Source organism: Pseudomonas sp. Xaverov 259, from assembly GCF_019352915.1.
Taxonomy (GTDB): Bacteria; Pseudomonadota; Gammaproteobacteria; order Pseudomonadales; family Pseudomonadaceae; genus Aquipseudomonas.
The window spans coordinates 1,115,276-1,141,108 of the sequence record NZ_JAAAFV010000057.1; the positions used below are offsets into that span (position 1 = coordinate 1,115,276).

At 60.9% G+C, this 25,833-nt stretch carries 28 protein-coding genes; 17 read left to right on the forward strand and 11 right to left on the reverse strand.

Annotated elements, in window-relative coordinates; all coding sequences use genetic code 11:
- Position 1: 1 nt before the first annotated feature.
- The gene (gene def / locus K0H48_RS27910) at positions 2 to 508 is read right to left on the reverse strand and encodes a peptide deformylase (protein WP_017135146.1); all 507 of its coding nucleotides are present in this window, start codon (positions 506 to 508) and stop codon (positions 2 to 4) included.
- A 135-nt stretch (positions 509 to 643) separates the two neighbouring features.
- Between def and K0H48_RS27915 the strand changes: the two genes are divergently transcribed.
- The 3 genes from K0H48_RS27915 to K0H48_RS27925 all read left to right on the forward strand — a co-directional run bounded on the left by K0H48_RS27915 (position 644) and on the right by K0H48_RS27925 (position 3,194).
- A complete protein-coding gene (locus K0H48_RS27915) occupies positions 644 to 1,411 on the forward strand; it encodes a peptidoglycan-binding protein (protein ID WP_219337522.1) in 768 nt (255 codons plus the stop codon).
- 63 nt (positions 1,412 to 1,474) lie between these two features.
- Positions 1,475 to 2,578: a DNA-processing protein DprA gene (gene dprA, locus K0H48_RS27920; RefSeq protein ID WP_219337523.1), complete on the forward strand. Its 1,104-nt coding sequence runs from the start codon at positions 1,475 to 1,477 to the stop codon at positions 2,576 to 2,578.
- Positions 2,579 to 2,636: 58 nt separating this feature from the next.
- Positions 2,637 to 3,194, forward strand: coding sequence for an L-threonylcarbamoyladenylate synthase (locus K0H48_RS27925; protein WP_219337524.1), 558 nt, complete (start codon positions 2,637 to 2,639; stop codon positions 3,192 to 3,194).
- A gap of 114 nt (positions 3,195 to 3,308) precedes the next feature.
- Here the strand turns inward: K0H48_RS27925 and K0H48_RS27930 are convergent, their stop codons facing one another.
- Positions 3,309 to 4,286, reverse strand: coding sequence for an NADPH:quinone reductase (locus K0H48_RS27930; protein ID WP_219337525.1), 978 nt, complete (start codon positions 4,284 to 4,286; stop codon positions 3,309 to 3,311).
- A 159-nt stretch (positions 4,287 to 4,445) separates the two neighbouring features.
- Here K0H48_RS27930 and hemF point away from each other — a divergent pair, with 159 nt between their 5' ends.
- Positions 4,446 to 5,378, forward strand: coding sequence for an oxygen-dependent coproporphyrinogen oxidase (gene hemF, locus K0H48_RS27935; protein ID WP_219337526.1), 933 nt, complete (start codon positions 4,446 to 4,448; stop codon positions 5,376 to 5,378).
- On the forward strand, positions 5,378 to 6,196 hold the full coding sequence (gene aroE / locus K0H48_RS27940) for a shikimate dehydrogenase (RefSeq protein WP_219337527.1): 819 nt from the start codon (positions 5,378 to 5,380) through the stop codon (positions 6,194 to 6,196). Before hemF ends, aroE begins: the two co-directional genes overlap by 1 nt.
- A 114-nt stretch (positions 6,197 to 6,310) precedes the next feature.
- Here aroE and K0H48_RS27945 read toward each other — a convergent pair whose 3' ends face one another.
- The 3 genes from K0H48_RS27945 to betC all read right to left on the reverse strand — a co-directional run bounded on the left by K0H48_RS27945 (position 6,311) and on the right by betC (position 10,488).
- Complete coding sequence (locus K0H48_RS27945) at positions 6,311 to 7,879, reverse strand: SulP family inorganic anion transporter (RefSeq protein ID WP_219337528.1); 1,569 nt, start codon at positions 7,877 to 7,879, stop codon at positions 6,311 to 6,313.
- Between the two features lie 161 nt (positions 7,880 to 8,040).
- Positions 8,041 to 8,955: a choline ABC transporter substrate-binding protein gene (choX, locus tag K0H48_RS27950; protein WP_219337529.1), complete on the reverse strand. Its 915-nt coding sequence runs from the start codon at positions 8,953 to 8,955 to the stop codon at positions 8,041 to 8,043.
- An 18-nt stretch (positions 8,956 to 8,973) separates the two neighbouring features.
- On the reverse strand, positions 8,974 to 10,488 hold the full coding sequence (betC, locus tag K0H48_RS27955; RefSeq protein ID WP_219337530.1) for a choline-sulfatase: 1,515 nt from the start codon (positions 10,486 to 10,488) through the stop codon (positions 8,974 to 8,976).
- 103 nt (positions 10,489 to 10,591) lie between these two features.
- Between betC and K0H48_RS27960 the strand changes: the two genes are divergently transcribed.
- The 6 genes from K0H48_RS27960 to K0H48_RS27985 all read left to right on the forward strand — a co-directional run bounded on the left by K0H48_RS27960 (position 10,592) and on the right by K0H48_RS27985 (position 16,329).
- On the forward strand, positions 10,592 to 11,542 hold the full coding sequence (locus tag K0H48_RS27960; protein ID WP_219337531.1) for a LysR family transcriptional regulator: 951 nt from the start codon (positions 10,592 to 10,594) through the stop codon (positions 11,540 to 11,542).
- A gap of 30 nt (positions 11,543 to 11,572) precedes the next feature.
- A complete protein-coding gene (locus K0H48_RS27965) occupies positions 11,573 to 11,899 on the forward strand; it encodes a DOPA 4,5-dioxygenase family protein (protein WP_200430990.1) in 327 nt (108 codons plus the stop codon).
- 162 nt (positions 11,900 to 12,061) lie between these two features.
- On the forward strand, positions 12,062 to 13,021 hold the full coding sequence (locus K0H48_RS27970) for a 2-dehydro-3-deoxygalactonokinase (protein WP_219337532.1): 960 nt from the start codon (positions 12,062 to 12,064) through the stop codon (positions 13,019 to 13,021).
- Between the two features lies 1 nt (position 13,022).
- Positions 13,023 to 13,643, forward strand: a complete 621-nt coding sequence (locus K0H48_RS27975) for a 2-dehydro-3-deoxy-6-phosphogalactonate aldolase (RefSeq protein ID WP_219337533.1) — start codon at positions 13,023 to 13,025, stop codon at positions 13,641 to 13,643.
- 48 nt (positions 13,644 to 13,691) lie between these two features.
- Entirely contained in the window at positions 13,692 to 14,840 is a 1,149-nt protein-coding gene (gene dgoD / locus K0H48_RS27980; RefSeq protein ID WP_219337534.1) for a galactonate dehydratase, read from the forward strand.
- A gap of 184 nt (positions 14,841 to 15,024) precedes the next feature.
- Positions 15,025 to 16,329 (forward strand): MFS transporter, encoded by a 1,305-nt coding sequence (locus tag K0H48_RS27985; RefSeq protein ID WP_219337535.1) that lies wholly within the window; start codon positions 15,025 to 15,027, stop codon positions 16,327 to 16,329.
- Positions 16,330 to 16,593: 264 nt separating this feature from the next.
- Here K0H48_RS27985 and K0H48_RS27990 read toward each other — a convergent pair whose 3' ends face one another.
- From K0H48_RS27990 to trpB, 3 genes are all read right to left on the reverse strand, one after another.
- On the reverse strand, positions 16,594 to 17,037 hold the full coding sequence (locus K0H48_RS27990) for an anti-virulence regulator CigR family protein (protein ID WP_058420550.1): 444 nt from the start codon (positions 17,035 to 17,037) through the stop codon (positions 16,594 to 16,596).
- A gap of 138 nt (positions 17,038 to 17,175) precedes the next feature.
- On the reverse strand, positions 17,176 to 17,985 hold the full coding sequence (trpA, locus tag K0H48_RS27995; RefSeq protein ID WP_056860978.1) for a tryptophan synthase subunit alpha: 810 nt from the start codon (positions 17,983 to 17,985) through the stop codon (positions 17,176 to 17,178).
- Positions 17,985 to 19,226 carry a tryptophan synthase subunit beta gene (trpB, locus tag K0H48_RS28000; protein WP_056860979.1) on the reverse strand — a complete coding sequence of 414 codons (1,242 nt, stop codon included), beginning with the start codon at positions 19,224 to 19,226 and terminating at the stop codon, positions 17,985 to 17,987. Before trpB ends, trpA begins: the two co-directional genes overlap by 1 nt.
- 109 nt (positions 19,227 to 19,335) lie before the next feature.
- Between trpB and K0H48_RS28005 the strand changes: the two genes are divergently transcribed.
- Entirely contained in the window at positions 19,336 to 20,232 is an 897-nt protein-coding gene (locus K0H48_RS28005; RefSeq protein ID WP_138813174.1) for a LysR family transcriptional regulator, read from the forward strand.
- On the opposite strand, the gene K0H48_RS28010 is transcribed toward K0H48_RS28005, so the two are convergent.
- Complete coding sequence (locus tag K0H48_RS28010) at positions 20,229 to 20,555, reverse strand: YqjD family protein (protein WP_003187304.1); 327 nt, start codon at positions 20,553 to 20,555, stop codon at positions 20,229 to 20,231. The genes K0H48_RS28005 and K0H48_RS28010 overlap by 4 nt on opposite strands.
- A 155-nt stretch (positions 20,556 to 20,710) precedes the next feature.
- Between K0H48_RS28010 and K0H48_RS28015 the strand changes: the two genes are divergently transcribed.
- Positions 20,711 to 20,926 (forward strand): dodecin, encoded by a 216-nt coding sequence (locus K0H48_RS28015; RefSeq protein WP_016969657.1) that lies wholly within the window; start codon positions 20,711 to 20,713, stop codon positions 20,924 to 20,926.
- Between the two features lie 115 nt (positions 20,927 to 21,041).
- Complete coding sequence (locus K0H48_RS28020; protein WP_219337536.1) at positions 21,042 to 21,269, forward strand: DUF1161 domain-containing protein; 228 nt, start codon at positions 21,042 to 21,044, stop codon at positions 21,267 to 21,269.
- Between the two features lie 62 nt (positions 21,270 to 21,331).
- On the opposite strand, the gene K0H48_RS28025 is transcribed toward K0H48_RS28020, so the two are convergent.
- Positions 21,332 to 22,333 (reverse strand): LLM class flavin-dependent oxidoreductase, encoded by a 1,002-nt coding sequence (locus K0H48_RS28025; protein ID WP_017137920.1) that lies wholly within the window; start codon positions 22,331 to 22,333, stop codon positions 21,332 to 21,334.
- A 217-nt stretch (positions 22,334 to 22,550) separates the two neighbouring features.
- Between K0H48_RS28025 and K0H48_RS28030 the strand changes: the two genes are divergently transcribed.
- On the forward strand, positions 22,551 to 22,979 hold the full coding sequence (locus K0H48_RS28030) for an OsmC family protein (RefSeq protein ID WP_017137919.1): 429 nt from the start codon (positions 22,551 to 22,553) through the stop codon (positions 22,977 to 22,979).
- A 493-nt stretch (positions 22,980 to 23,472) separates the two neighbouring features.
- A complete protein-coding gene (locus tag K0H48_RS28035; protein WP_219337537.1) occupies positions 23,473 to 23,712 on the forward strand; it encodes a DUF1161 domain-containing protein in 240 nt (79 codons plus the stop codon).
- Here K0H48_RS28035 and K0H48_RS28040 read toward each other — a convergent pair whose 3' ends face one another.
- On the reverse strand, positions 23,713 to 24,135 hold the full coding sequence (locus K0H48_RS28040) for a hypothetical protein (protein ID WP_219337538.1): 423 nt from the start codon (positions 24,133 to 24,135) through the stop codon (positions 23,713 to 23,715).
- Positions 24,136 to 24,277: 142 nt separating this feature from the next.
- On the opposite strand from K0H48_RS28040, the gene K0H48_RS28045 reads away from it, so the two are divergent.
- Positions 24,278 to 25,321, forward strand: a complete 1,044-nt coding sequence (locus K0H48_RS28045; RefSeq protein WP_219337539.1) for an aminopeptidase — start codon at positions 24,278 to 24,280, stop codon at positions 25,319 to 25,321.
- The last annotated feature ends 512 nt before the right edge of the window (positions 25,322 to 25,833 follow it).

The following is a 25,833-nucleotide window of genomic DNA, read 5'->3' on the forward strand; positions in this document are numbered from 1 at the left end:
ATCAAGCTTGCTGGCGATGCTTTTTTTCCAGCTTCTTCTTGATCCGGTCGCGTTTAAGCGTGGACAGGTAATCAACAAACAGCTTGCCGTTGAGGTGGTCGCATTCATGCTGGATGCACACCGCCAGCAGGCCTTCGGCGATCAGCTCGTAGGGCTTGCCGTCACGGTCCAAGGCCTTGATCTTCACGCGCAGCGGGCGTTCGACGTTCTCGTAGAACTCCGGCACCGACAGGCAGCCTTCCTGGTATTCGCCCATCTCTTCGGTCAGCGGTTCGAACTCGGGGTTGATAAACACCCGCGGCTCACTGCGATCTTCCGACAGGTCCATGACCACGACGCGCTGATGCACGTTGACCTGGGTGGCGGCGAGGCCGATGCCCGGGGCTTCATACATTGTTTCAAACATGTCATCGACCAACTGACGAACCTTGTCGTCCACTACGGCCACCGGTTTGGCGATCGTGCGCAGGCGCGAGTCGGGAAATTCGAGGATGTTCAAAATAGCCATAAGCGTAATTGCTGCACATGTGAGGTAGAGGCAAATCGGCGTTGGGATGGACCCAGACCGCCGGTGTGAAAGGTTCGAAAGCCGCTAAGGCTCTGGCATTTCACGCGAACGTACATAATAAAGGAGATTGACCCCATGAGGAAATCGCTACTCGTCTTGCTGTTGTGGGCGCCGCTCGCCATGGCCCTGGTTCCCCAGCCCGGCCCGCGCCTGGAACAGGCCACGCAACACGCCATCCGCCACTTTTTGCTGCACAACCGCATTTTCGATACTCCCCAGGACCTGGACAACGCGCCTTACATTGTTGCCGCCGACGCAGGAAGAGTCTTGGGCGCCAACGGTGAACGCGTGCATGCCCGCGGTGACCTGGACCCGACCCAACCGGACTATGGGATCTTTCGTCGCGGCAAAACCTACACCGACCCGCAAACCCAGGAGCTGCTGGGCATCAATGCCGACGACATCGGCAGCGCACGCTTTGTGATGGCAGGCGACCTCAGCACCCTGGCGGTGCAACGGGTGACCCAGGAAGTGCGCCCGGGCGACCGCTTGCTGCGCGCCGAACCGCCCGCCGAATGGGCCAACCTGGGGCCTGCGCCTTTCATCGAAGGGCGCATTATCGATATTCCCAAGGGCGTCACCCAGATCGGCGTAATGGATGCCGTGACCTTGAACAAGGGTCGCCGTGACGGCCTGGCCGAAGGCCACCTGCTCACGGTGATCAAGGCCGGCGTGAGCGTACGCGACAGCCTCACGGGCGCCCCGACCCAACTCCCCGATGAAGATGCTGGCACGCTGCTGGTGTTTCGCACCTACGAAAAACTCAGTTATGGCCTGGTGCTCAGAGCCTCGCGTTCACTCGCGGTAATGGATCGATTCGAGACTGCCCGACAAACGCAATAAATAGCCTGCTAAATAAGTTACCAACAGAGTTATCCACAGCTTGTTCAGATCAAGGACGATCAAATGTATCCGACAAACAGCCCTGAAATTTCCCCTGCAGAACTGGAAGCCCGACTACGCTTGCACAGGCTGCCGGAACTGGGCCCCAAGCGATTTCGTGTATTGATCGAGGCATTTGGTTCTGCCTCCAAGGCCATCAGCGCACCGGCGAGTGCCTGGCGTTCTCTCGGGTTGCCACCCATTAGCGCCGATGCCAGGCGCAGCCCTGAAATTCGCGATGGCGCCAGTGCTGCGCTCGCATGGTTGGAGCGCCCGGCCCAGCATTTACTGATGTGGGACCAGCCTGAGTACCCTGCATTGCTGGCGCAGATTGACGATGCACCGCCGTTATTATTCGTTGCTGGCGAGCCGAACATCCTCGAAAAACCGCAGCTGGCCATGGTCGGCAGTCGCCGTGCATCCCGCCCTGGGATGGACACTGCCGCCGCCTTTTCGCGCAGCCTGGCGAGCGCCGGTTTTGTCATTACCAGCGGCTTGGCCTTGGGCATCGATGGCGCTGCGCACCAAGCGGCATTAGATGTCGGGGGGCAGACAATCGGCGTGCTCGGCACCGGCCTCGAAAATTTTTATCCACAACGCCACCGCCAGCTTGCAGCGGCGATGATTGCCCAAGGCAGCGCGGTAGTTTCCGAGTTCCCGCTGGACGCCGCGCCCCAGGCCGCCAACTTCCCACGGCGTAACCGGATTATCAGCGGCCTGTCGCTGGGGGTACTGGTGGTGGAAGCCAGCATGGCCAGCGGTTCGCTGATCACGGCCAAGCTTGCCGCCGAGCAAGGGCGCGAGGTGTATGCGATTCCGGGCTCCATTCATCACCCGGGCGCCAAGGGCTGCCATCAGCTGATTCGCGACGGCGCAACGCTGGTGGAGTCCATCGAGCACATCCTGGACGGCTTACGCGGCTGGCAGGCGTTGTCGCGGCCGGCGCCAATACCCGTCACCCATCCGCTGGTGGCGCTGCTGCATGCGGCGCCCCATACCAGCGAGGGCTTGGCGATTGCCAGCGGGCGGCCTTTATCCCACGTACTGGCGGCGCTCACCGAGCTTGAGCTTGAAGGGCAGGTGATCTGCGAAAGCGGTCGCTGGCTGGCGCGTGGCACGCTTATGTAATTAGTTTTTGCAAAGAACATCGGTAAACTGCCCACAGCTTTAGTCCGGAGAGTGAGCAATGGTCAACAGGTGGCGTGTGCTGGAAGCCGCACGAGAAATTCGCGCAGGCGCGGTGATTGCCTATCCGACCGAAGCGGTCTGGGGCCTGGGCTGCGACCCGTGGAACGAAGACGCGGTGGACCGGCTGCTGGCGATCAAGAATCGCTCGGTCGACAAGGGGCTGATCCTGGTGGCGGACAATATCCGCCAGTTCGATTTCCTGTTTGAAGACTTCCCGGACACCTGGATCGACCGCATGGCCAGCACCTGGCCGGGGCCCAATACCTGGCTGGTGCCGCATCAGGGCATGTTGCCGGAATGGGTGACCGGTGTGCATGACACCGTGGCGCTGCGGGTCAGCGATCATCCAGTGGTGAGGGATTTATGCGCGCAGGTGGGGCCGTTGATCTCTACCTCAGCCAACCCGCAAGGTCGCCCGGCGGCGCGCACGCGGCTTCGTGTGGAGCAGTATTTCCGTGGCCAAGTGGATTTGGTACTGGGTGGTGCCCTGGGTGGGCGCAAGAACCCGAGCCTGATTCGCGATTTGGCGACGGGTGAGGTGTTGCGGCCGTCTTGAGACCGAGGCGCGGCCATCGCGGGCAAGCCCGGCTCCCACAGGGAAATGCATTCCAAATGTGGGAGCCGGGCTTGCCCGAGATGAGGCCCTTACTACCTTTAAAAATCTCTCGCCTTACGGCAGAAGAATGGTCGACCCGGTAGTCCGCCGCCCCGACAACTCTGTCTGCGCCTTCGCCGCATCCGCCAGCGCAAATCGCTGGTTGATATCAATACGCACCTTGCCGCTCTTGATCATCGCGAACAGATCATCGGCCATCGCCTGCAAGTCTTTCGGGTTGCTGGCGTAAGTCGCCAGTGTCGGCCGAGTGACATACAACGAGCCCTTCGCCGCCAGAATCCCCAGGTTCACGCCATCCACCGCGCCGGACGCATTGCCGAAACTCACCACCAAACCCCGTGGCGCCACGCTGTCCAGCGAGGTCAGCCAGGTGTCTTTGCCGACGCCGTCATAGACCACCGGGACTTTTTTGCCGTCGGTCAATTCCAGTACGCGTTGTGCGACGTTTTCCTTGCTGTAGTCGATGGTTTCCCAGGCGCCGAGGGATTTGGCCAGTGCGGCTTTTTCTGGCGAACTCACGGTGCCGATCAGCTTCACGCCCAGCGCCCTGGCCCATTGGCAGGCCAGCGAACCCACGCCACCGGCAGCCGCGTGGAACAGAATGGTTTCGCCACCCTTCAACTCGTAGGTCTGACGCAGCAGGTACTGCACGGTCAGGCCCTTGAGCATCGCGCCAGCGGCCTGTTCGAAGCTGATGTCGTCGGGCAAGTGCACCAGGTTGGCGGCAGGCAACACATGCAGCTGGCTGTACGCACCCAGTGGGCCGCTGCCGTAGGCCACGCGATCGCCGACCTTGAACTGCGTGACTTCGCTGCCAACCGCGTCCACCACGCCAGCGCCTTCTGCGCCAAGGCCAGATGGCAAGGCTGGCGGCGCATACAGGCCACTGCGGAAATAAGTGTCGATGAAGTTCAGGCCGATGGCCTCGTTACGCACGCGAACCTGCTGTGGGCCAGGTTCTGCCGGGGTGTAGTCCACATACTCAAGCACTTCGGGGCCGCCATGGGCGCTGAACTGGATACGTTTGGCCATCTGCACTTCTCCTGAGGTCGAATCGCGTAGCCCCCTATCCCACTCCTAAGCTTGATCTTCGTCAACTGCGGCGCGGTCGGGTGCAGTGGTATCCTGTGCGCCCATTTGCCGCCGACGCCCGATGGCCTCGCGTAGCTTTGCCCGATTCAAGGTGATGCCATGACTACCCGCACCGAGGCTGTAAAGGCCTACCTGCTTGACCTGCAAGACCGCATTTGCAGCGCCCTGGAAACCTTCGAGACGGACACTCGCTTTATTGAAGACGCCTGGACCCGGCCTGCCGGCGGCGGCGGTCGCACCCGTGTGATCGAAAACGGTTCGGTGATCGAAAAAGGCGGCGTCAACTTTTCCCACGTATTCGGCAGTGGCCTGCCACCGTCCGCCAGCGCGCATCGCCCGGAGTTGGCCGGCCGTGGCTTTGAAGCACTCGGCGTGTCGCTGGTGATCCACCCGCACAACCCGCATGTGCCGACGTCCCACGCCAACGTACGTTTTTTCATCGCCGAAAAAGACGGCGAAGAACCGGTGTGGTGGTTCGGTGGCGGCTTCGACCTCACGCCCTACTACGGCAATGAAGAAGACTGCGTCCACTGGCACCGCGTGGCCGAGCAGGCCTGTGCGCCGTTTGGCGCGGATGTGTATTCGCGCTACAAGGCCTGGTGCGACACCTACTTCCATATCAAGCACCGCAATGAACCGCGCGGCATCGGCGGCCTGTTCTTTGATGACTTGAACGAGTGGGACTTCGACACCTGCTTCGCCTTCATCCGCGCCATCGGCGATGCCTATATCGACGCTTACTTGCCAATCGTGCAGCGCCGCAAGGCTATGGCTTACACCGAGCAGCAGCGCCAGTTCCAGGAATTCCGTCGTGGCCGCTACGTCGAATTCAACCTGGTCTACGACCGTGGCACCCTGTTCGGCCTGCAGTCGGGCGGGCGTACCGAGTCGATCCTGATGTCGCTGCCGCCGCAAGTGCGCTGGAGCTACGACTGGAAAGCCGAAGCCGACAGCGAGGAAGCGCGCCTCACCGATTACTACCTGCAAGATCGCGACTGGCTGGGTGTTGCTGCGCCCATGGCGGCTGTCTGATGGACCGTTATGTGGTGTTCGGCAACCCCATCGGCCACAGCAAGTCGCCGTTGATTCACCGCATGTTCGCCGAGCAGACCGGCGAGCAACTGGACTACAGCACCTTGCTCGCGCCGCTGGAGGATTTTACCGGCTGTGCCCGTGAGTTCTTTGCACAAGGCCGGGGCGCCAACGTCACCGTGCCGTTCAAGGAAGACGCCTACCGGCTGGCCAACAGCTTGACCGAACGCGCCCAGCGCGCAGGCGCGGTGAACACCCTGAGCAAGCTCGCCGACGGCACCCTGCTGGGCGACAACACCGACGGCGCCGGGCTGGTACGCGACCTGACGGTTAACGCCGGGCTGAGCCTGCAAGGTAAACGCATCCTGCTGCTGGGCGCCGGTGGCGCGGTACGCGGGGCGCTGGAGCCGTTGCTGGCCGAGCAGCCCGCCTCGTTGATCATTGCCAACCGCACCGTGGAAAAGGCCGAGCTGCTTGCCGAGTTGTTCGATGACCTGGGGCCGGTGTCTGCCAGCGGTTTCGACTGGCTGCGTGAGCCGGTGGACGTGATCATCAATGCCACGTCCGCCAGCCTGTCAGGCGATGTACCGCCGATTGCCGGCAGCCTGATCGAACCGGGCAAGACCTTTTGCTACGACATGATGTACGCCAAGGAGCCGACAGCGTTCTGTCGCTGGGCCACCGAGCAAGGCGCGGCGGTGGCGATGGACGGTTTGGGCATGTTGGTGGAGCAGGCCGCAGAAGCCTTCTACCTGTGGCGCGGCGTACGCCCGGAGTCGGCACCGGTGTTGGCTGAGTTGCGTAGACAACTGGCCTGACAAAAATCTAAATGTGGGAGCGGGCTTGCTCGCGAAAGCGGTGTGTCAGTCAATAATTACTTAACTGAGCCACCGCATTCGCGAGCAAGCCCGCTCCCACAGTTTCAACCGTGTTTATTCTTCAAAATGGATGGGGCATTTTTCGGCTCCTTCCAGCTTTTTCAGTTCCTCGACGACTTGCGGCCGCGCCCGGCGCAACGTCAGGCTGCGCCCCAAACCGACCAACCGCCGCGCCTCCTGGTGCAGCATCTCCACTCCGGAATAGTCGATAAAGTTGATCTGCTGCGCCTCGATCACCACCCGCTCGCCCTGCAAGCTTTGTAGCCGCACTTGCAGGTAATGGCTGGCGCCGAAAAAGATCGAACCGCCCACCCGCAACACATCTTCATCACCGTCGCGCCATTGCTGAACCCGCGGCTGCGAGGTGCGTTTGAGGTAGAAAAACAACGATGCCAGCACGCCCGCATAAATCGCCGTTTGCAACTCCAGCAGCAAGGTCGCGACGCAGGTCAGGCTCATCACCACAAACTCGGCGCGGCTGACGCGGAACAGCGCGCGAATGCCACGATGATCCACCAAGCCCCAGCAAATCAGCAGGATGCTCGCGGCCATACTCGGGATCGGAATGTGCGCGATCAACGCCGCGCCGAACAACGCAAACAATGCTACCCAGAGCGCGGAAAACACGCCCGCCAACGGCGAGCAGGCGCCCGCTTCATAGCTCAGGCCAGAGCGGGTAAAGGAGCCGGCCGACAAGTACCCGGAGAAAAAGCCGCCGACGATATTGGATAAACCCTGTGCGCGGACTTCCTGATTAGCGTCGAGCAGTTGCTGCGAACGTGCCGACAACGAGCGCGCAATCGACAGGCTGGTGACCAGCCCGAGCATGCCCACTGCCACGGCGCTGGGCAGCAGGCGCAGGAGCATGTCCAGGTCCATCGGCAGCGGGCTGAACGGCGGCAGTTTGCCGACAAACGAACTCACCAGTGCCACATGCCCAAACATCGCCGGCCACAGCCACGCCACCAGGCTGCCCAGCGCCAGGGCAATCAACAGGGTTGGCCAACGCGGGACCAGGTATTTGAGCAGCGCGCCCACCAGCAAGGTGCCCAGGCCCAGCGCCAGTGAGGCGTGGTCCCATTCCCCGGCATGGTCTACCAGTGCCAGCAAGCTATTGATCGCCGTGGCCTGGCTGGGCAAATCCAGCCCCAGCAAGTTGGGCAGTTGCCCCAAGGCAATCACCACGGCAGCGCCCAGAGTGAACCCCAGCACCACCGAATGCGAGACGAAATTCACCAGTGCGCCGAAGCGCAGCATGCCCAGCAACCACTGGAACACACCGGCCAGGAACGTAAGCAACAGGGTCAACGTGATGTAGTCCTGCGAGCCAGGCACGGCCAGCGGACTGACGCTGGCATACAGGACGATGGAAATCGCCGCCGTCGGCCCACAGATCAGGTGCCACGACGAACCCCACAAGCACGCGATCAACACCGGGATGATGGCGGCATACAGACCGTATTCGGGTGGGAGCCCGGCGATCAGCGCGTAGGCAATCGACTGCGGCAAGGCGAGCACGGCGCCGCTGAGCCCGACAATCGCATCGCGGCCGACGCTGGCGCGGGTTTGGCGCGGCAGCCAGGCGAGGAAGGGCAAGAGAGTGTGGCGGTTGGGCCGGGGCATCGAAAACTCGGGTTAAAAGGATTGGCTTAGAGTATCAGTACACACTAGTCCCCTGTGGGAGCGGGCTTGCTCGCGAAAGCGGTGTGTCAGCTCGCACATGTATCAACTGAACCACCGCTTTCGCGAGCAAGCCCGCTCCCACATTTGGATTATGTTCGACCCTAAAGTTTGGCCTTTACGGCAGACAGTGCATCTTTGCCATCAAGGGTTTTTACGCCATCCAGCCACTTATCCAGCACCGCCGGGTTAGCCTTGATCCACGCCTTCGCCGCCTCGGCATTGCTGACCTTGTTGTTGACCACCTGCGCCATGATGCTGTTCTCCATCTCTTGGGTAAAGCTCAGGTTGGTCAGCAACTTTCCTACGTTCGGGCAGGCCTGTGCATAACCCTTGCGGGTCAAGGTATACACGCTGCCGGTGTCACCAAAATACTTCTCACCGCCTTTGAGATAATGCATCTTCAACTGCACGTTCATCGGGTGCGGTGTCCAGCCGAGGAAGGTCACGAACTTCTGCTTTTTCACCGCCCGCGACACTTCGGCCAGCATCGCCTGCTCGCTCGACTCGATCAGCTTCCACTGGCCCAGGTCGAAGTCATTCTTCTTGATGATCTCCTGCAGCGAAATATTTGCCGGCGCGCCGGAGCCGATGCCGTAGATCTTCTTGTCGAACTTGTCGGCAAACTTGTTCAGGTCGGCAAAATCATGCACACCGGCGTCCCACACATAGTCCGGCACGGCAAGGGTGAACTCGGTGCCGTCGAGGTTTTTAGCCAATTGCACCACATCGCCATTGGCCACGAACTTGTCGTAGAAACCCTGCTGTGCCGGCATCCAGTTGCCCAGGAACACATCCACCTGGCCATCCTTGAGCCCGCCAAACGTGATCGGCACCGCCAGGGTGTCGACCTTGGCCTTGTAGCCCATGCCGTTCAACAGGAAGCCGGTGATGGCATTGGTGGCGGCGATATCGCTCCAGCCTGGATCGGCCATCTTCACCGTGTCACAGCTGGTGTCTGCGTAAACATTGGCGCTGCTCAACGCCAAGACTCCGAGTATCACCGTTAACTTTTGCATGGCCTTCCCTCTGTTTATTTATTGGTTTTGGCAGGGTTGTGGATAACGTGCCTTGCGCTCCAGGTCGTCGAGGTCGATATGGTTGCGCATGTACTGCTGACTGGCGTCCACCAGTGGCTGGTGATCCCAGCTCTTCAGCTTGCCTTGGGTCAGCGCCTCGAATACCAGGCGGCGACGGCGTTGGCTGGCGAGCACCTGCTGGTGGATCGCCGGGATGTCCCATTTGGCCCGCGCCTCAGTCAAAAACGCCTCGAACAGTGGCCGGTGTTCCGGTGACTGGCTGAGGTCTTCCCGCTCGTGCGGGTCGTTGTGTACATCGAACAGTAGACAAGGGTCGTCTTCGCTGTAGATGAATTTGTAGGCGCCACGCCGAATCATCATCAGCGGGCTGATGGTGCCTTCGGCCATGTATTCGCCAAACACTTCGTCGTGCCCGCCCTGCCCTTGCAAGTGCGGGACCAGCGAGCGGCCGTCCAGCGCCAGGCGCGGGTCCAGTTCGCCGCCGGCCAGTTCCACCAGGGTGGGCAAAAGGTCGGCGGTGGACACGGCTTTCCCCACGCGGCCTGCCGCAAACTGGCCTGGCGCGCTTACCAGCAACGGTACGCGGGCGGCCATTTCGAACCAGTGCATTTTGTACCAGAGGCCACGCTCGCCGAGCATGTCGCCGTGGTCACCGGAGAAGATGATGATCGTGTCGTCGGCCAGGCCGGTGTCTTCCAGGGTTTGCAGGAGTTTGCCGACGTTGCTGTCGATATAGCTGCACGCGCCGAAATACGCGCGACGCGCATCGCGGATCTTGTCCACAGGCAGCGGCTTGTCCCACAGGTCGTAAACCTTGAGCAGGCGTTGGGAATGCGGGTCGAGATCGCCTTGCGCGGGGGTTGCCGGCATTGGGATGTCGCCGTCGTCGTACAGGTCCCAGAATGGCTTGGGAATCGTGTACGGGTCGTGTGGGTGCGTCATCGACACGGTGAGGCAGAACGGTTGGTTGCCGTCTTCACGGATATGGTCGAACAGATACTGCTGGGCCTTGAACACCACCTCTTCGTCGAAATCCAGCTGATTGGTGCGCACGCACGGTCCGGCTTGCAGCACCGAGGACATGTTGTGGTACCAGGTGGGACGCACGTGCGGTTCATCCCAGTTCACCGCCCAGCCATAGTCGGCCGGGTAGATGTCGCTGGTCAGGCGTTCTTCATAACCGTGCAGCTGATCCGGCCCGCAGAAATGCATCTTGCCCGACAGCGCCGTGCGGTAACCCAGGCGGCGCAGGTAGTGGGCATAAGTCGGTACATCGGCGGGGAAATCGGCGGCGTTGTCGTAGGCGCCGATCTTGCTCGGCAACTGGCCACTGACCAGGGTGAAGCGCGAAGGCGCGCACAACGGGCTGTTGCAGTAGGCGGCATCAAACACCACGCCCTGTGCAGCCAGGCGGCTCAGGTTCGGCAACTTGATCGGGGAAGGTCCGTAGAACGGCAGCATCGGCGCGGCCATTTGATCGGCCATGATAAAAAGAATGTTCTTGCGCTTCATGATCTATCGGCATTCCATAGGCGGTGTTTATGCGAATGAGCATGCGGCCCATGGAAAATGGGGTAAAGCCCATGAAAAGCAATGTCTAGGATAAGCACAGCTTATGTATGAAGCCCTCGGTGATCTGTCCCTCGACCTGCTGCGTGCCTTTGAAGCAGCGGCGCGCCATCGCAGCTTTACTGCCGCCGCGATGGAGTTGGGCACCACGCAGCCAGCCATCAGCCAGCAGATCAAGCGCCTTGAAGAACAGCTGGCGATCCGCCTGTTCGATCGCATCTACCGAGGCATCGAACTGACGGATGCGGGCGCGCTGCTCTTCGAGCATGTGCAAGGCGGTATGCAAACCATCAACCAAGGCCTCAGCGCGATCACCCAGCAGGACCAGCACGAAGTGCTGCAAGTGGCCACCGACTTCGCCTTCGCCGCCTACTGGCTGATGCCGCGCCTGCATCGCTTTCACCAGGCCAACCCGCAGGTGGACGTCAGCCTGGTGACCAGCGAACGCAACCACGCCACGTTGCGCAGCGATATCGACGTGGCGGTGTTGTTTGGCGATGGTCGTTTCAAGCAGGGCGAGAGCTTGTGGCTGTTCAACGAGGAAGTGTTTCCGGTGTGCAGCCCGCAATGGCTCAAGGCCCAGTCCACGCCATTGACTGTACAAAATTTGCACGATTACCCGCTGCTGCACCTGCGCCAGGAAAACAACAGCCAGTGGTTTGACTGGAGCGGCGTGTTTCGTGAGTTGGGTATCACCACGGCGCCCACGCCTGGGCAATTGCGCTTCGACAATTACACCTTGCTGATCCAGGCCGCGATTGCCGGCCAGGGCGTGGCCATCGGCTGGCGCCATTTGGTGGATAACCTGCTGGAGCAGAACTGGCTGTGCCGGCCGATCAGCGACACAGTGATTTCGCGTTTCGGTTATTACGTGGTGCAGCCCCAGCGCAAGCGCCGAGGGCAATTGGTCGAGCGCTTTGTTGACTGGCTAGTGGCCGAGCAAGCCAGCAGCGCGCAGTCGTTGACCGGGCTAGCCCTGCCGTCGATTGCGGTCTAGGATCGGCGCATATTGGATCCGGATTTCGCCATGCAACGTATCAAGGGCTACCACGCCCATATCTACTTTGACGCCAGCACCATCGACCAGGCGCGCAAGCTCTGCGAAGACGCGGCCAAGCTGTTCCCGCTGCGCATGGGCCGTGTACACGAAAGGCCGGTTGGCCCGCACCCGGACTGGAGCTGCCAGCTGGCGTTCGAGCCGGAATACATCGGTGTGGTGTTGCCGTGGCTGGCGCTGCATCGCGACGGGTTGGTGGTGTTCCTGCACCCGGATACCGGCGATGACTTGAAGGACCACACCGATTACGCGATCTGGATGGGCGCGATGCGCGAGTTGAACCTGTCTATTTTTTAACCACCGTTGCACCTAATCCCATCACCCTGTGCGAGGCGATGGGATTTTTTATTACAAAAACCCAATATATGGGACTGTTATTTATATATTGAGATATCGCCAGTCATAGGTTTATATTCGCCCATCTGCTTTTTTCAGCACCCACTCATTTCAGGTGAAGCGATGCAGGCGCAATTGATCGCGCTCGATTGGGGGACCAGCTCCCTTCGTGCTTACAAACTCGGCCCGGCGGGCTGCGTGCTCGAACAGCGCGCACTGGCGTTCGGCATCATGCACCTGCCCAGCGAACCTCGGGAGATTGCCGGCGTGCGTTGCAGTGACGGCTTTGAGTTGGCGTTCGATGCGGCCTGTGGCGACTGGCTCGACGCGCAGCCTGGCCTGCCGGTGATTGCCTGCGGCATGGTCGGCAGCGCCCAGGGCTGGAGCGAAGCGGCTTACCGCCAAACGCCCGTCGACGTCGCCAGCCTTGGCCAGGCTTTGCACCCGGTGCGTAGCGTGCGCGGGGTGCAGGTGCATATTGTGCCGGGTGTGATCGAGCAGGTCGGCTTGCCCAACGTGATGCGCGGCGAAGAAACCCAAGTGCTCGGTGTGCTGCAGGGCCTGGGCGCCGACGTGTTGATCGGCCTGCCGGGCAGCCATTCCAAATGGGTCGAGGTGGTTGAAGGCTGCATCACCCACTTCGACACATTCATGACCGGCGAGCTGTTTGCGGTACTCAGCAAGCACAGCATTCTTGGGCGTACCCAGCAACCGTCCGAAAAATTCCAGGGCGAGGCGTTTGATCGTGGCGTGCACGTGGCGCTCTCGGAGGATGGCCAGCGCGGCGTGCTGTCGACGTTGTTCAGCGCCCGCACGCTGGGCTTGACCGGCGAACTGGCACCCGACGAGCAGCCCGATTACCTGTCCGGCCTGTTGATCGGCCACGAACTCGCGGGCTTGCCACCGCAGGCCAAGCACAAGCCTATCGTCCTGGTCGGTGCCGCCAACCTCTGCGCCCGCTACCAACGCGCCCTCGCCCTCTGCGGCTTTGCCCACGTCAGCCTCGCGCAGGAGGCCACCGAGCGCGGCCTGTGGCAATTGGCCGTCGCCGCTGGGCTCACTCAACCTGTACTGGAGGCCTGACATGCTTAAGCAAGCACTCGCACACAACGGTTTGGTCGCAATTTTGCGCGGCGTGCGCCCGGATGAAGCGCAGGCGATTGGCCAAGTGCTCTATAAGGCCGGTTTTCGCGTGATCGAAGTGCCCCTGAATTCGCCGGAGCCTTACACCAGCATCCGCACCTTGCGCGACACCTTGCCCGCCGATTGCCTGATCGGCGCGGGCACCGTGCTGACCCCGGAACAGGTCGAGCAGGTCAAAGCCGCCGGCGGCCAAGTCATCGTCATGCCCCACAGCGATGCCAAGGTATTGCGGGCCGCCAAGGCGGCGGGCCTGTTCCTGTCGCCGGGTGTGGCGACGCCGACCGAAGCCTTCGCCGCATTGGCCGAAGGAGCCGACGTATTGAAGCTGTTCCCGGCCGAGCAAATGGGCCCGGCGGTGATCAAGGCGTGGCTGGCGGTATTGCCCATGGGCACGTTGCTGCTGCCGGTGGGCGGTGTGACACCCGACAACATGCAGGTGTATTTCGACGCGGGTGCCAAGGGCTTTGGCCTGGGTTCCGGGTTGTTCAAACCGGGCATGTCGGTGGACCAAGTGGCGAGCAATGCCCAGGCCTATGTCGCGGCCTGGAACGCGCTTAACTGAACTCAAGGTTTGCGCCCCTGGCGCTGCATCGATAAGAGAGATAAGAAGATGAAAATCACCAAACTGACCACCTTTATCGTCCCGCCGCGCTGGTGCTTCCTCAAGGTCGAGACCGACCAGGGCGTGACCGGTTGGGGCGAACCCGTGGTCGAAGGCCGCGCCCACACCGTGGCTGCCGCCGTCGAGGAACTCTCCGACTACCTGATTGGCAAAGACCCACGCAATATCGAAGATATCTGGACCGTGCTCTATCGCGGCGGCTTCTACCGTGGCGGCGCGGTGCATATGAGCGCCCTCGCCGGTATTGACCAAGCGCTGTGGGACATCAAGGGCAAGGCGCTCGGCGTGTCGGTCAGCGACCTGTTGGGTGGCCAGGTGCGTGACAAGATCCGCGTGTATTCCTGGATCGGCGGCGACCGCCCCGCCGACACCGCCCGCGCCGCCAAAGAGGCCGTGGCCCGTGGCTTCACCGCCGTGAAAATGAATGGCACCGAAGAATTGCAGTTCGTCGACAGCTTTGAAAAAGTCGACCTTGCGCTGGCTAACGTGGCTGCCGTACGCGATGCGGTCGGGCCTAACGTCGGCATCGGCGTCGACTTCCATGGCCGCGTACACAAGCCCATGGCCAAGGTGCTGATGAAAGAGCTGGACCCGTACAAGCTGATGTTTATCGAAGAGCCGGTGCTCAGCGAAAACTACGAAGCGCTCAAGGAGCTGGCGCCGTTGACCAGCACGCCGATTGCCTTGGGCGAGCGGCTGTTTTCGCGTTGGGACTTCAAGCGTGTGCTCAGCGAAGGTTACGTCGACATCATCCAGCCGGATGCGTCCCACGCCGGCGGCATCACCGAAACCCGCAAGATCGCCAACATGGCCGAAGCCTACGACGTGGCCCTGGCCTTGCACTGCCCGCTGGGTCCGATTGCCTTGGCGGCGTGCCTGCAATTGGACGCGGTTTGCTACAACGCGTTTATTCAGGAGCAAAGCCTGGGCATTCACTACAACGAGAGCAACGACCTGCTTGATTACATACGCAATCCAGGCGTGTTCAACTATGACAAAGGCTTTGTGAAGATCCCCAACGGGCCGGGCCTGGGCATTGAGGTCAACGAGGAATATGTGATCGAACGCGCCGCCATCGGCCACCGCTGGCGCAACCCGATCTGGCGGCATGCTGATGGCAGCTTCGCTGAGTGGTGATTGCTCACTGAAGGAATGCGGTCAAGTGTGGGAGCGGGCTTGCTCGCGAATGCGGTAGCTCAGTTGCGGATGTGTTGAATGACACACCGTATTCGCGAGCAAGCCCGCTCCCACAGTTTTGATCCAGTTTCTTCAGTCAGGCCCCATTCCGGACCTCAATAAATATAAGAAGAGGCAACCCCCCATGCACCCTGAATCCTTCACCGGGCAGGCTTCTCTCGTCACGCCTAGCAGAAAGCGTTTCTTCATCATGGTGCTGCTGTTTATCACCGTGGTGATCAACTACCTCGACCGCAGCAACCTGTCGATTGCCGCCCCGGCGCTGACCAGCGAACTGGGGATCGACCCGGTGCATGTCGGGCTGATCTTCTCCGCGTTCGGCTGGACCTACGCCGCCATGCAAATCCCCGGCGGCTGGCTGGTGGACCGCGTGCCGCCGCGCATTCTCTACACCGTGGCGCTGCTGTTGTGGTCCATCGCCACGGTGATGCTGGGGTTTGCTGCCAGCTTTATTGCGCTGTTCGTGCTGCGTATGGCCGTCGGCGCACTGGAAGCACCGGCCTACCCGATCAACAGCCGCGTGGTCACCACCTGGTTTCCCGAGCGCGAGCGTGCCACCGCGATTGGTGTTTACACCTCTGGGCAGTTTGTCGGGCTGGCGTTCCTCACGCCGGTGCTGGCCTGGCTGCAGCATGCGTTTGGCTGGCACATGGTGTTTGTCGCCACCGGTGGCGTCGGCATTCTGTGGGCGTTGATCTGGTACGCGGTGTACCGCGAGCCAAAGGATTTCAAAGGCGCCAATGCGGCAGAAATCGAGCTGATCCGCGAGGGCGGCGGCCTGGTGGATATGCAGGCGAAAGCGGTCAAGGCACCGTTCAGTTGGGTCGACCTCGGGATAGTGCTAAGCAAGCGCAAGCTGTGGGGCATTTACCTGGGGCAGTTCTGCCTGAACTCGACACTGTGGTTTTTCCTGACGTGGTTCCCGACCTATCTGGTGAAATACCGCGGCATGGACTTCATCAAGTCCGGGCTGCTGGCGTCGCTGCCTTTCCTCGCTGCGTTTATCGGCGTGCTGTGTTCCGGGATTTTTTCTGATTGGCTGATTCGCCGGGGTACGTCGATAGGTTTTGCGCGCAAGCTGCCGATCATTAGTGGGCTGCTGATTTCCACGGCGATCATCGGCGCCAACTATGTGGATTCGACGGCCTGGGTGATTGCGTTTCTGGCAGTGGCGTTCTTTGGCAATGGCCTGGCGTCGATCACCTGGTCATTGGTGTCGACTTTGGCGCCAGCGCGGTTGCTGGGGCTGACGGGTGGGGTGTTTAACTTCATCGGCAACTTGTCGGCGATTACCACGCCGATTGTGATTGGCTTTCTGGCCAGTGGTGATTCGTTTGCGCCGGCGATTACCTATATCGCCGTGCTGGCGTTGCTCGGGGCGCTTTCCTACGTATTGTTGGTAGGCAAGGTCGAGCGCATAGAACTGTAAATCCATTGTTGTACCCAAAACCCTTGTGGCGAGCGGGCTTGTTGTGGCGAGCGGGCTGTTGTGGCGAGCGGGCTTGCCCCGCGTTGGGGTGCGCAGCAGCCCCAATAAGGCCACTGCGTTTTTTCCAGAAGGAACCGTGTTGTCGGGTTTTGGGGGCGCTTCGCACCCCAACGCGGGGCAAGCCCGCTCGCCACAACAAGCCGCTCGCCACGATAAGCGGTCCTTACTCACAACAAGCGGGCCTTGCTCAAAAGTATTCCAGGCCTAGTAAAGGGCGCCATCCAGGATCTGATAGACGATGCTGGTGCCGATGGCGATCAATACGATATCGCCGCCGGACCGGCGCCATTCATACCCTGGGTATTGCGGCAGATGTGCCAAAGCGCGGTTGTCGAGGCGTTCGCCGTAGTAGTTGCGTGGCAGCGGTTGGCCCCGTACCAGGCGCACGCCGGGAGGTGGTGGCGCGCCACGGCGGAAGTCGTTGTGGTTGTCACGGATCACCTGACGCACGGGGCCGAAGTCTTGCGGCGGGCCACGACGGTTATCCTGTGGGCCGCGATGGTCGTCGCCGCGTTGCTCGTACTGGCCTTGCGGGCCGCCACGGCCTGGGCCATCACCACGTTGGTCGGGCGGCGCGGCTTGCGCCAGGGCACTTGCGCCGAGCATCAACACGCCAAGACCTGCGATCCAGCGTTTAGGCATTTTCATGGGGGCTTTCCTCAGTACTGCACGAACAAAAAAGGGATTTCGAACGAGGCTCGAAATCCCTTGGTCTTGTCAGTTTAGGTACTGGATTACCCAGATGATTCCTCTGTATCAGGAACTTTACCCATTGCTACACGCCGCTTACTTACGGGCGTTACGGACACCTTCCGACAGCGCCGCGCACAGGCTCAAAACACCATCGATTGCTTGCTGATCATTTTTCGCAGTGGCGATGTGATCGATCAGCGCCGAACCGACCACCACACCGTCTGCCAGACGCGCGATAGCGGCGGCTTGTTCCGGGGTACGAATACCAAAGCCGATGCTGATTGGCAGGTCGGTATGCCGACGCAGGCGGGTCACGGCTTCTTCGACGTGCTCCAGGGTGGCGGCACCGGCGCCGGTCACACCGGCCACCGACACGTAATACACAAAACCGGAGCTGCCGTTGAGTACGGTTGGCAGGCGCACGTCGTCGGTGGTCGGCGTGGTCAGGCGGATAAAGTCGATGCCTGCCGCCTGGGCCGGGTCGCACAGCTCGCCGTTATGCTCAGGCGGCATGTCGACCACGATCAGGCCGTCTACGCCGGCTTCTTTGGCGTCGGCGATGAACTTGGGCACACCGTATTTGTGGATCGGGTTGAAGTAACCCATCAGCACCAGTGGCGTGTCCTGGTTGTCTTTGCGGAACTCGCGGACCATCTGCAGGGTTTTCAGCAGGTTCTGTTTGGCTTCCAGCGCACGGATGTTGGCTAGCTGAATCGCCGGGCCGTCGGCCATCGGGTCGGTGAAGGGCATGCCCAGCTCGATCACGTCGGCACCGGCAGCGGGCAAGCCCTTGAGGATCGCCAGCGAAGTGTCGTAACCCGGGTCGCCGGCGGTGACGAAGGTCACCAGGGCGGCGCGGTTTTGTTCTTTCAGTTGCGCAAAACGGGTTTGCAGGCGGCTCATCAGTGTTTCTCCTGCTTCGACTGCTCTTGTTGAGAGAGGTCCATGTGGTGCATCACGGTCTGCATGTCTTTGTCGCCACGGCCGGACAGGTTCACCACCATCAGGTGATCTTTCGGCAAGGTTGGTGCGCGTTTGAACACTTCAGCCAGGGCATGGGCGCTTTCCAGCGCAGGAATAATCCCTTCCAGGCGGCAGCATTTGTGGAAGGCTTCGAGGGCTTCGTCGTCGGTCACCGAGGTGTACTGAACGCGGCCGATATCATGCAACCACGCGTGTTCAGGGCCGATACCTGGGTAGTCGAGGCCGGCGGAAATCGAGTGGGCGTCGATGATCTGGCCGTCGTCGTCCTGCAACAGGAAGGTGCGGTTGCCGTGCAGCACGCCCGGTACGCCGCCGTTGAGGCTGGCGGCGTGCTTGCCGGTTTCGATGCCGTGGCCGGCGGCTTCAACGCCGATGATCTCCACGCTGGTGTCATCCAGGAACGGGTGGAACAGGCCCATGGCGTTGGAGCCACCGCCGATGCATGCCACCAGGCTGTCCGGCAGGCGGCCTTCCTGGGCTTGCAGCTGGTCGCGGGTTTCCTTGCCGATCACGGCCTGGAAATCACGCACCATCGCAGGATACGGGTGTGGGCCGGCCACGGTGCCGATCAGGTAGAAGGTGCTGTCGACGTTGGTCACCCAGTCACGCAGGGCTTCGTTCATCGCGTCTTTAAGGGTGCCGGTGCCGGCCACGACCGGGATCACTTCTGCGCCCAGCAGCTTCATACGGAACACGTTGGCCTGCTGGCGCTCGATGTCGGTGGTGCCCATGTAGATCACGCAATCGAGGCCAAAGCGCGCTGCCACGGTGGCAGTGGCCACGCCGTGCATGCCCGCACCGGTCTCGGCGATGATGCGTTTTTTGCCCATGCGCCGCGCCAGCAGGATCTGGCCGATGCAGTTGTTGATCTTGTGCGCGCCGGTGTGGTTGAGCTCTTCGCGCTTGAGGTAGATCTTGGCGCCGCCACAGAACTCGGTCAGGCGCTCGGCAAAGTACAGCGGGCTTGGGCGCCCGACATAGTCGCGTTGGAAGTAGGCCAATTCTTCGTTGAAGGCCGGATCGATCTTGGCCGCTTCGTATTCACGGGCCAGGTCGAGGATCAACGGCATCAGGGTTTCAGCGACGTAGCGGCCGCCGAACGCGCCAAACAGGCCGTTGGCGTCGGGGCCGTTGCGAAGGTCGGTCTGGGACTGAGTCATGGGGCGCTCCAGGGAAGAAGGTGAGGAGAGGCAATGACGGCCACTCTACCCCTGACGCTCCACGCTGAAAACCGATAAGATCGCCACAACCTGTCAGGAAAACTCACAGATGAGCCGAGACCTTCCGCCCCTCAATGCCCTGCGTGCGTTTGAGGCCACTGCCCGCTTGAACAGCGTCAGCCAGGCGGCTGAGCAACTGCATGTGACCCATGGTGCAGTCAGTCGCCAGTTGAAGGTGTTGGAAGAACACTTGGGGGTCAGTCTGTTCGCCAAAGATGGGCGCGGCCTTAAACTCACAGATGCAGGCGTTCGGCTCAGGGATGCCAGTGCCGAAGCGTTCGAGCGTTTAAGGGATGTTTGCGCCGAGCTGACCCAGGCCAGCGCCGACGCACCTTTTGTACTCGGCTGCTCGGGCAGCTTGCTGGCGCGCTGGCTGATTCCACGCTTGGGCCGCTTGAACGCAGACTTGCCCGACTTGCGTCTGCACCTGTCGGCGGGTGACGGCGACCTCGACCCACGGCGCCCCGGCCTCGATGCCCTGCTGGTCTTCGCCGAGCCGCCGTGGCCAGCGGACATGCAGGTGTACGAATTGGCGAGTGAGCGAATCGGCCCGGTAATGAGCCCGCGTTTTGCCGGTTACGAACGCCTGCGCCAGGCGCCGCCCCAAGCCCTGTGCGGTGAAGCCTTGTTACACACCACCTCGCGCCCGCAAGCCTGGCCCAGTTGGGCGCAGCAACACGGCATTGAGCCCGGCGCGTTGAAGCACGGCCAGGGGTTTGAGCATTTGTATTATTTGCTGGAGGCGGCGGTGGCGGGTTTAGGTGTGGCGATTGCGCCCGAACCGCTGGTGGCAGAGGACCTGCGCGCGGGTCGCCTGGTGGCGCCGTGGGGTTTTAGCGAAACCCCGGCGCACCTGGCGTTGTGGCTACCCAAGCGCGCCGCAGACGGGCGCGCGGGTCAGTTGGCGCAGTGGCTCAAGGCTGAGCTGTTGCGCCAGCCCGTTTAGTCACCACGTTTGCACAGCAGGTAAGCCGCCAGCAGGCCCAGCGCGCCAACGGCAACGCCAGCGGTAGTCCATGGGTGCTCTTGTGCGTAGTCACGGGTTGCCGCACTGGTTTCGCGGATTTTGACTTTGCTTTCTTCGTAGGCATCGCTGATCAGGTGGCGGGAATGCTTGAGGGCATTCTCGGCATTGCTTTTCAGGGCCTTCAGCGTTTTGCGCGACTCATCGGACGCATCGTCCTTGAGGCTCTCAAGGGACTTGAGCAGGCTCGAAATCTCGGCTTCCATGCTTTCCAGCGACGCTTTGCGTAAAGAAGTGTTGGCCATGTGGAACTCTCCTGAAGTGATTGAGTGGCATGTGTAGATACCGACTCCACGGTTTTCAGAAAGTGCAGTAAATCTGAACTTTCGAGTGGGATTGGTCGCCAGAAGCAGTACGAAGATTCACTGCTACGCTCACTAGAGACCTCAGGAGAAACGTAATGTCTGATCATCACACCTACAAGAAAGTCGAACTGGTCGGCTCCTCGACCACCAGCATCGAAGATGCCATCAACAACGCCATCGCTGAAGCGCATAAGAGCATCAAGCACTTGGAGTGGTTTGAAGTGACCGAAACCCGTGGTCACATCAAGGACGGCAAGGCCGCGCACTTCCAGGTCACGCTCAAGGTGGGATTCCGAATTGCCAGTAGTTGATCCCGTGAGTTGAACTTGCTGACTGGCCGATTGCCATAACCTGCGCTACAACCATTGGGTGCCGACGCCATAAGCGTCGGCACGCTCTTTTCGATCAGCGCAAGGAAAGTAACGGATGAAGAAGTTCCTGTTAGCGGTAGGTTTGTTGAGCATTGCGGGCACTGCCCTGGCGGCGGGCAAGCCTTGTGACGAACTGAAAAGCGAAATTGCAGCGAAAATCGACGCCAAGGGCGCCTCGGGTTACTCGCTGGAAGTGGTAGATAAAGGCGCGGCACCCAGCGACCACACAGTCGTTGGCAGCTGCGAAGGCGGCACCAAGGAAATCGTCTACAAGCGCGGTTAATCCCGTGCTCCAGACATAAAAAACCGACGCGAGTGCGTCGGTTTTTTTTCGCCTGCGGGTTATCAGCCCTTCATCACCTGCGCCAGCAGCTCGTAGGAATGAATCCGGTCGGCATGCTCATACAGGTCGCTGGTAAAGATCAGCTCATCGGCGCCGGTTTGCTCGATCAACACTTCCAACTTCGCGCGGATCTTCGCTGGGCTACCGACCATGGCCAGGCCAAGGAAGCTGCCGACTGCGTCTTTTTCATGGGGCAGCCACAGACCGTCCATGGTTTTCACCGGCGGGCGCTGCACCAGGCTTTGCCCGCGCATCAGCGCCAGAATACGTTGGTACACCGAAGTGGCCAGGTAGTCGGCCTGCTCGTCGGTATCGGCGGCCACCAGCGGAATACCGAGCATCACGTAGGGCTTGTCCAGCACGGCTGAAGGCTTGAAGTGATTGCGGTACACGCGAATCGCCTCATGCATCAAGCGGGGTGCGAAATGGGAGGCGAAGGCGTAGGGCAAGCCGCGCTCACCGGCCAGTTGCGCGCTGAACAGGCTGGAACCGAGCAGCCAGACCGGCACGTTGGTGCCGGTGCCGGGTACGGCGATAATCCGTTGGTCAGGCGTGCGCGGGCCCAGGTAGGCCATCAGTTCGGCCACATCTTCCGGAAACTCGTCAGCGCTGCCGGAGCGTTCACGGCGCAGGGCGCGGGCGGTCATCTGGTCAGAACCGGGGGCGCGGCCCAGGCCCAGGTCGATGCGGCCGGGGTACAGGCTTTCCAGGGTGCCGAACTGCTCGGCAATCACCAGCGGCGCGTGGTTAGGCAGCATCACGCCGCCGGAGCCGACGCGAATCGTCGAGGTGCCGCCAGCCAAATAACCCAGCAACACCGAGGTGGCCGAGCTGGCGATGCCGTCCATATTGTGGTGTTCAGCTACCCAGAAACGGTTGTAGCCGAACTTTTCCACGTGCTGGGCCAGGTCCAGCGAGTTGCGCAATGACTGTGCGATGCTGCCGTTGGCGCGCACGGGCACGAGGTCGAGGGTCGAAAACTTCACGTCGGACAGCGATTTCATAAGCCTGCTTCTCCATTAGGTGCGCAGGCTTATAGACGAACCAAAACCTGCCGCTTCATGTGCATGCTCTATGCAATGAGGGCATATACCCGAGATTCAATAGTAGCCTGTTAAATTTCCTACTGAATCGCTGGGTTTCTCCGACAAGATGAACTTTGCCGGGCCGTCTATCCTCAGAACCCTTACTGACGCAAAACCACCGTTCGAGGAGAAAGCTATGAGTATCGTTAAAAAAGCATCCGCGCATTGGGAAGGTGATCTGAAGACGGGTCTGGGTTCCATTTCCACGGAAACCGGTGTGCTGCGCGAAGCACCCTACGGCTTCAAGGCCCGCTTCGAAGGCGGCAAGGGCACCAACCCTGAAGAATTGATCGGCGCGGCCCACGCGGGCTGTTTCTCCATGGCGTTCTCCATGATTCTGGGCGATGCGGGGCTTAAGGCTGACAGCATCGACACTCAGGCTGAGGTGACCCTGGACCAGGTAGACGGCGGCTTTGCGATTACCGCTGTGCATCTGGTGCTGAAAGCCAAGATTCCGGGCGCAAGCCAGGCGCAGTTCGAGGAGCTGAGCAAAAAGGCGAAGGAAGGCTGCCCAGTGTCGAAAGTGCTGAACGCCAAAATCAGCCTGGATGCCACGCTGGTCTAACTGACACAGCGATATCCCCAATGTGGGAGCGGGCTTGTGTGGGAGCCGGGCTTGCCCGCGATAGGTTCACCTCGGTTATCCAGTTGTATCGAGGCGTCGCCATCGCAGGCAAGCCAGCTCCCACATTTTGTTTTTAGATCGTTCCCACGCTCCGGCGTGGGAATGCAGCCCGTGACGCTCTGCGTCACACCTGCGCAGAACTTGAATGCTGTGGGCGGGACGCGGAGCGTCCCAGGCGGCATTCCCACGCAGAGCGTGGGAACGATCTGGCAGCAAGGTCCCCGTGTGGGAGCCGGGCTTGCTCGCGATAGGTTCACCTCGGTTATTCAGTTGTATCGAGGCGTTGCCATCGCAGGCAAGCCAGCTCCCACACAGGCCAGCTCCCACACTTTGTTCTGCGTTAAATCAGAACTCGTGTTTCCTGGATGTGGTCCTATAGGCTATGCAGCCTTAGGCGCACACCCGTGCGCAGTGCATTCACGGAGCTTCACACATGAAACGTTTTGCCTTGGCGATCATTTGCGGTGTATTGGCCACTTCGGCTGTGGCCGCGCCAAAAGATTGTGAAGAGCTCAGGAAAGAAATTGAGGTAAACATCCAGGCCAAGGCGATTCCGTCTTACACACTGGAAATCATCACCGAGGAAGAAGCCAAAAACCACGATAGCGCCATGATCGTCGGCTCCTGCGAAAACGGCACCAAGCGCATCCTCTATCAGAAGAACAACGACTGATCAGATGCAATTAACACTGTGCTCCTCAGCCAACAGCTGACGCGCCGTGTTGTACAGCCGGATGTTGGGCGTAAAAGCCAGCGAGCGCCCTTCCAGCACATAGCGCTGGCCTGCCTGGAAGTTGTCGTATTGCAGGGTCATGAAGCAGGTTCGGTCGTGGGTCTGGTCCAGGCCGCCAAAGCCGGTCCCGGTGTTCACTTCGAAATCAAAGCGCACCATCAGCTCATGGCTGCCGGGTGGCACTTGGAAGAAACGCCCGTCATTGAGGTTCTTGCCGTCCAGGCGCTGGGCCATCACCAGTTTGGCGCCGGGTGTCGGCGTGGCGAAATCGATCCAGGCCTGGTGCGGGTCGACCGGCGGGATGGGGGTCGAAGCGCAGGCGCTGAGAAACAAGGCGGTGACGGGTAGCAACAGCTGGCGCATGGCGGGCACTCAACGGTGGGTAAGAATTGAACCTGGCTGCCTGTGGCAACAGACTCTGTATCAGTATAAACACGCCACGGCATGGAAAAATTCCGTGCCGGCAGGATAGTCTGGCAGGCAAATAACCCAGGGGCGGTCGGGCATGGTCAGGCGTTTTCTTCCAGGGTTGATGGTGCTGCTGCTCAGCGGCTGTTCCAGTGTGAGTTATTACAGCCAGTTGGCCAGCGGCCAGTGGCAATTGCTGCGGGCTCGGGAGCCGGTTGCCGAGGTCATCGCCGACCCTGCTCGCCCACAGGCGTTGCGCGATCACTTGGTGCAATCGCAAAAGGCCCGCGCCTTTGCCAGTGAGCACCTGCACCTGCCTGACAACCAGAGCTACCGCCTGTACGCCGACATTGGCCGGCCTTATGTGGTCTGGAACGTGTTCGCCACGCAGGAGTTTTCCCTGTCGCCTGAAACCCACTGCTTCCCTATCGCTGGGTGCGTGGCCTATCGCGGTTATTACAACCAGGGCGCAGCACGCGGCGAAGCGGCGGTGTTGCAGCAACAAGGCATGGACGTGTCGATTGGCGGCGTCGAGGCCTATTCCACCCTGGGTTGGTTCAACGACCCGATCATGAGTTCGATGATGAGTTGGGGAGATGAGCGTCTGGCCACGCTGATCTTCCACGAACTGGCGCACCAGCGTTTTTATGTGAAGGACGACACCGAGTTCAACGAATCCTACGCCAACTTCGTCGAACAGGAAGGCACCCGCCAATGGCGCGCAGCGCGGGGTTTGGCGCCGCTGAGCAATGCGGCGTTGCTGCAGCGTGATCAATTTATCCGGTTGGTGCTCGATACCCGCAAACGCTTGGAGGCGTTGTACGCCCAGCCCTTGGCGGTGGATGTGATGCGCCAGGCCAAGGCGGCAGAGTTCGAGCGCCTGCGCAGTGAGTACCGGCACATGCGCGACAGCCAATGGGGCGGCGATAAGCGTTATGACGTGTGGGTCAACCAGCCGCTGAACAATGCGCGGTTGCTGCCGTTCGGGCTGTATGACCAGTGGGTGCCGGCGTTTGCGGCGTTGTTTGCGCAGCAAGGCGGGGATTGGGTGAAATTTTTTGCGGCGGTGGAGAAGCTGGGTGGATTGCCGGTGGAGCAGCGTAAGGCGGCGTTGCGGCAGTTGGAAGGTGGTGGCCAGTAGGGCCTTATTGCAGCATAAGTATCCACACTACCTGTTAACACGAAGTCTGTGGCAGGTGGACTGGTGTGGCGAGCAGGCTTGTCCTGCGTTGGGTTGCGAAGCGGCCCCAGTAAAGGCACTGCAATTTTCCTGAAAGAACTCAGCGTCTGGGTTTGGGGCTGCTTCGCAGCCCAACGCAGGACAAGCCTGCTCGCCACAGGAGAAATTGGCTGCCTTCAAAAGTTGTAGATACCCATGCCCATCGCAGGCAAGCCAGCTCCCACAGTTTGAATTGTGAACCGGGTCAAATGTGGGAGCTGGGCGGGTTGCCGGTGGAGCCGCGGAAGGCGGCGTTGAGGCGGTTGGAAGGTGGTGGCCGTTACCGGTTAACACGAAGTCTGTGGCAGGTGGACTGGTGTGGCGAGCAGGCTTGTCCTGCGTTGGGCTGCGAAGCGGCCCCTGTAAAGGCACTGCAATTTTCCTGAAAAAACTCAGCGTCTGGGTTTGGGGCTGCTTCGCAACCCAACGCAGGA

What these genes read in the sequence shown, in the direction of transcription:
- def (WP_017135146.1), bottom strand. Translation starts at nt 508, where the DNA reads ATGGCTATTTTGAACATCCTCGAATTTCCCGACTCGCGCCTGCGCACG.
- K0H48_RS27915 (WP_219337522.1), top strand. Translation starts at nt 644, where the DNA reads ATGAGGAAATCGCTACTCGTCTTGCTGTTGTGGGCGCCGCTCGCCATG.
- dprA (WP_219337523.1), top strand. Translation starts at nt 1,475, where the DNA reads ATGTATCCGACAAACAGCCCTGAAATTTCCCCTGCAGAACTGGAAGCC.
- K0H48_RS27925 (WP_219337524.1), top strand. Translation starts at nt 2,637, where the DNA reads ATGGTCAACAGGTGGCGTGTGCTGGAAGCCGCACGAGAAATTCGCGCA.
- K0H48_RS27930 (WP_219337525.1), bottom strand. Translation starts at nt 4,286, where the DNA reads ATGGCCAAACGTATCCAGTTCAGCGCCCATGGCGGCCCCGAAGTGCTT.
- hemF (WP_219337526.1), top strand. Translation starts at nt 4,446, where the DNA reads ATGACTACCCGCACCGAGGCTGTAAAGGCCTACCTGCTTGACCTGCAA.
- aroE (WP_219337527.1), top strand. Translation starts at nt 5,378, where the DNA reads ATGGACCGTTATGTGGTGTTCGGCAACCCCATCGGCCACAGCAAGTCG.
- K0H48_RS27945 (WP_219337528.1), bottom strand. Translation starts at nt 7,879, where the DNA reads ATGCCCCGGCCCAACCGCCACACTCTCTTGCCCTTCCTCGCCTGGCTG.
- choX (WP_219337529.1), bottom strand. Translation starts at nt 8,955, where the DNA reads ATGCAAAAGTTAACGGTGATACTCGGAGTCTTGGCGTTGAGCAGCGCC.
- betC (WP_219337530.1), bottom strand. Translation starts at nt 10,488, where the DNA reads ATGAAGCGCAAGAACATTCTTTTTATCATGGCCGATCAAATGGCCGCG.
- K0H48_RS27960 (WP_219337531.1), top strand. Translation starts at nt 10,592, where the DNA reads ATGTATGAAGCCCTCGGTGATCTGTCCCTCGACCTGCTGCGTGCCTTT.
- K0H48_RS27965 (WP_200430990.1), top strand. Translation starts at nt 11,573, where the DNA reads ATGCAACGTATCAAGGGCTACCACGCCCATATCTACTTTGACGCCAGC.
- K0H48_RS27970 (WP_219337532.1), top strand. Translation starts at nt 12,062, where the DNA reads ATGCAGGCGCAATTGATCGCGCTCGATTGGGGGACCAGCTCCCTTCGT.
- K0H48_RS27975 (WP_219337533.1), top strand. Translation starts at nt 13,023, where the DNA reads ATGCTTAAGCAAGCACTCGCACACAACGGTTTGGTCGCAATTTTGCGC.
- dgoD (WP_219337534.1), top strand. Translation starts at nt 13,692, where the DNA reads ATGAAAATCACCAAACTGACCACCTTTATCGTCCCGCCGCGCTGGTGC.
- K0H48_RS27985 (WP_219337535.1), top strand. Translation starts at nt 15,025, where the DNA reads ATGCACCCTGAATCCTTCACCGGGCAGGCTTCTCTCGTCACGCCTAGC.
- K0H48_RS27990 (WP_058420550.1), bottom strand. Translation starts at nt 17,037, where the DNA reads ATGAAAATGCCTAAACGCTGGATCGCAGGTCTTGGCGTGTTGATGCTC.
- trpA (WP_056860978.1), bottom strand. Translation starts at nt 17,985, where the DNA reads ATGAGCCGCCTGCAAACCCGTTTTGCGCAACTGAAAGAACAAAACCGC.
- trpB (WP_056860979.1), bottom strand. Translation starts at nt 19,226, where the DNA reads ATGACTCAGTCCCAGACCGACCTTCGCAACGGCCCCGACGCCAACGGC.
- K0H48_RS28005 (WP_138813174.1), top strand. Translation starts at nt 19,336, where the DNA reads ATGAGCCGAGACCTTCCGCCCCTCAATGCCCTGCGTGCGTTTGAGGCC.
- K0H48_RS28010 (WP_003187304.1), bottom strand. Translation starts at nt 20,555, where the DNA reads ATGGCCAACACTTCTTTACGCAAAGCGTCGCTGGAAAGCATGGAAGCC.
- K0H48_RS28015 (WP_016969657.1), top strand. Translation starts at nt 20,711, where the DNA reads ATGTCTGATCATCACACCTACAAGAAAGTCGAACTGGTCGGCTCCTCG.
- K0H48_RS28020 (WP_219337536.1), top strand. Translation starts at nt 21,042, where the DNA reads ATGAAGAAGTTCCTGTTAGCGGTAGGTTTGTTGAGCATTGCGGGCACT.
- K0H48_RS28025 (WP_017137920.1), bottom strand. Translation starts at nt 22,333, where the DNA reads ATGAAATCGCTGTCCGACGTGAAGTTTTCGACCCTCGACCTCGTGCCC.
- K0H48_RS28030 (WP_017137919.1), top strand. Translation starts at nt 22,551, where the DNA reads ATGAGTATCGTTAAAAAAGCATCCGCGCATTGGGAAGGTGATCTGAAG.
- K0H48_RS28035 (WP_219337537.1), top strand. Translation starts at nt 23,473, where the DNA reads ATGAAACGTTTTGCCTTGGCGATCATTTGCGGTGTATTGGCCACTTCG.
- K0H48_RS28040 (WP_219337538.1), bottom strand. Translation starts at nt 24,135, where the DNA reads ATGCGCCAGCTGTTGCTACCCGTCACCGCCTTGTTTCTCAGCGCCTGC.
- K0H48_RS28045 (WP_219337539.1), top strand. Translation starts at nt 24,278, where the DNA reads ATGGTCAGGCGTTTTCTTCCAGGGTTGATGGTGCTGCTGCTCAGCGGC.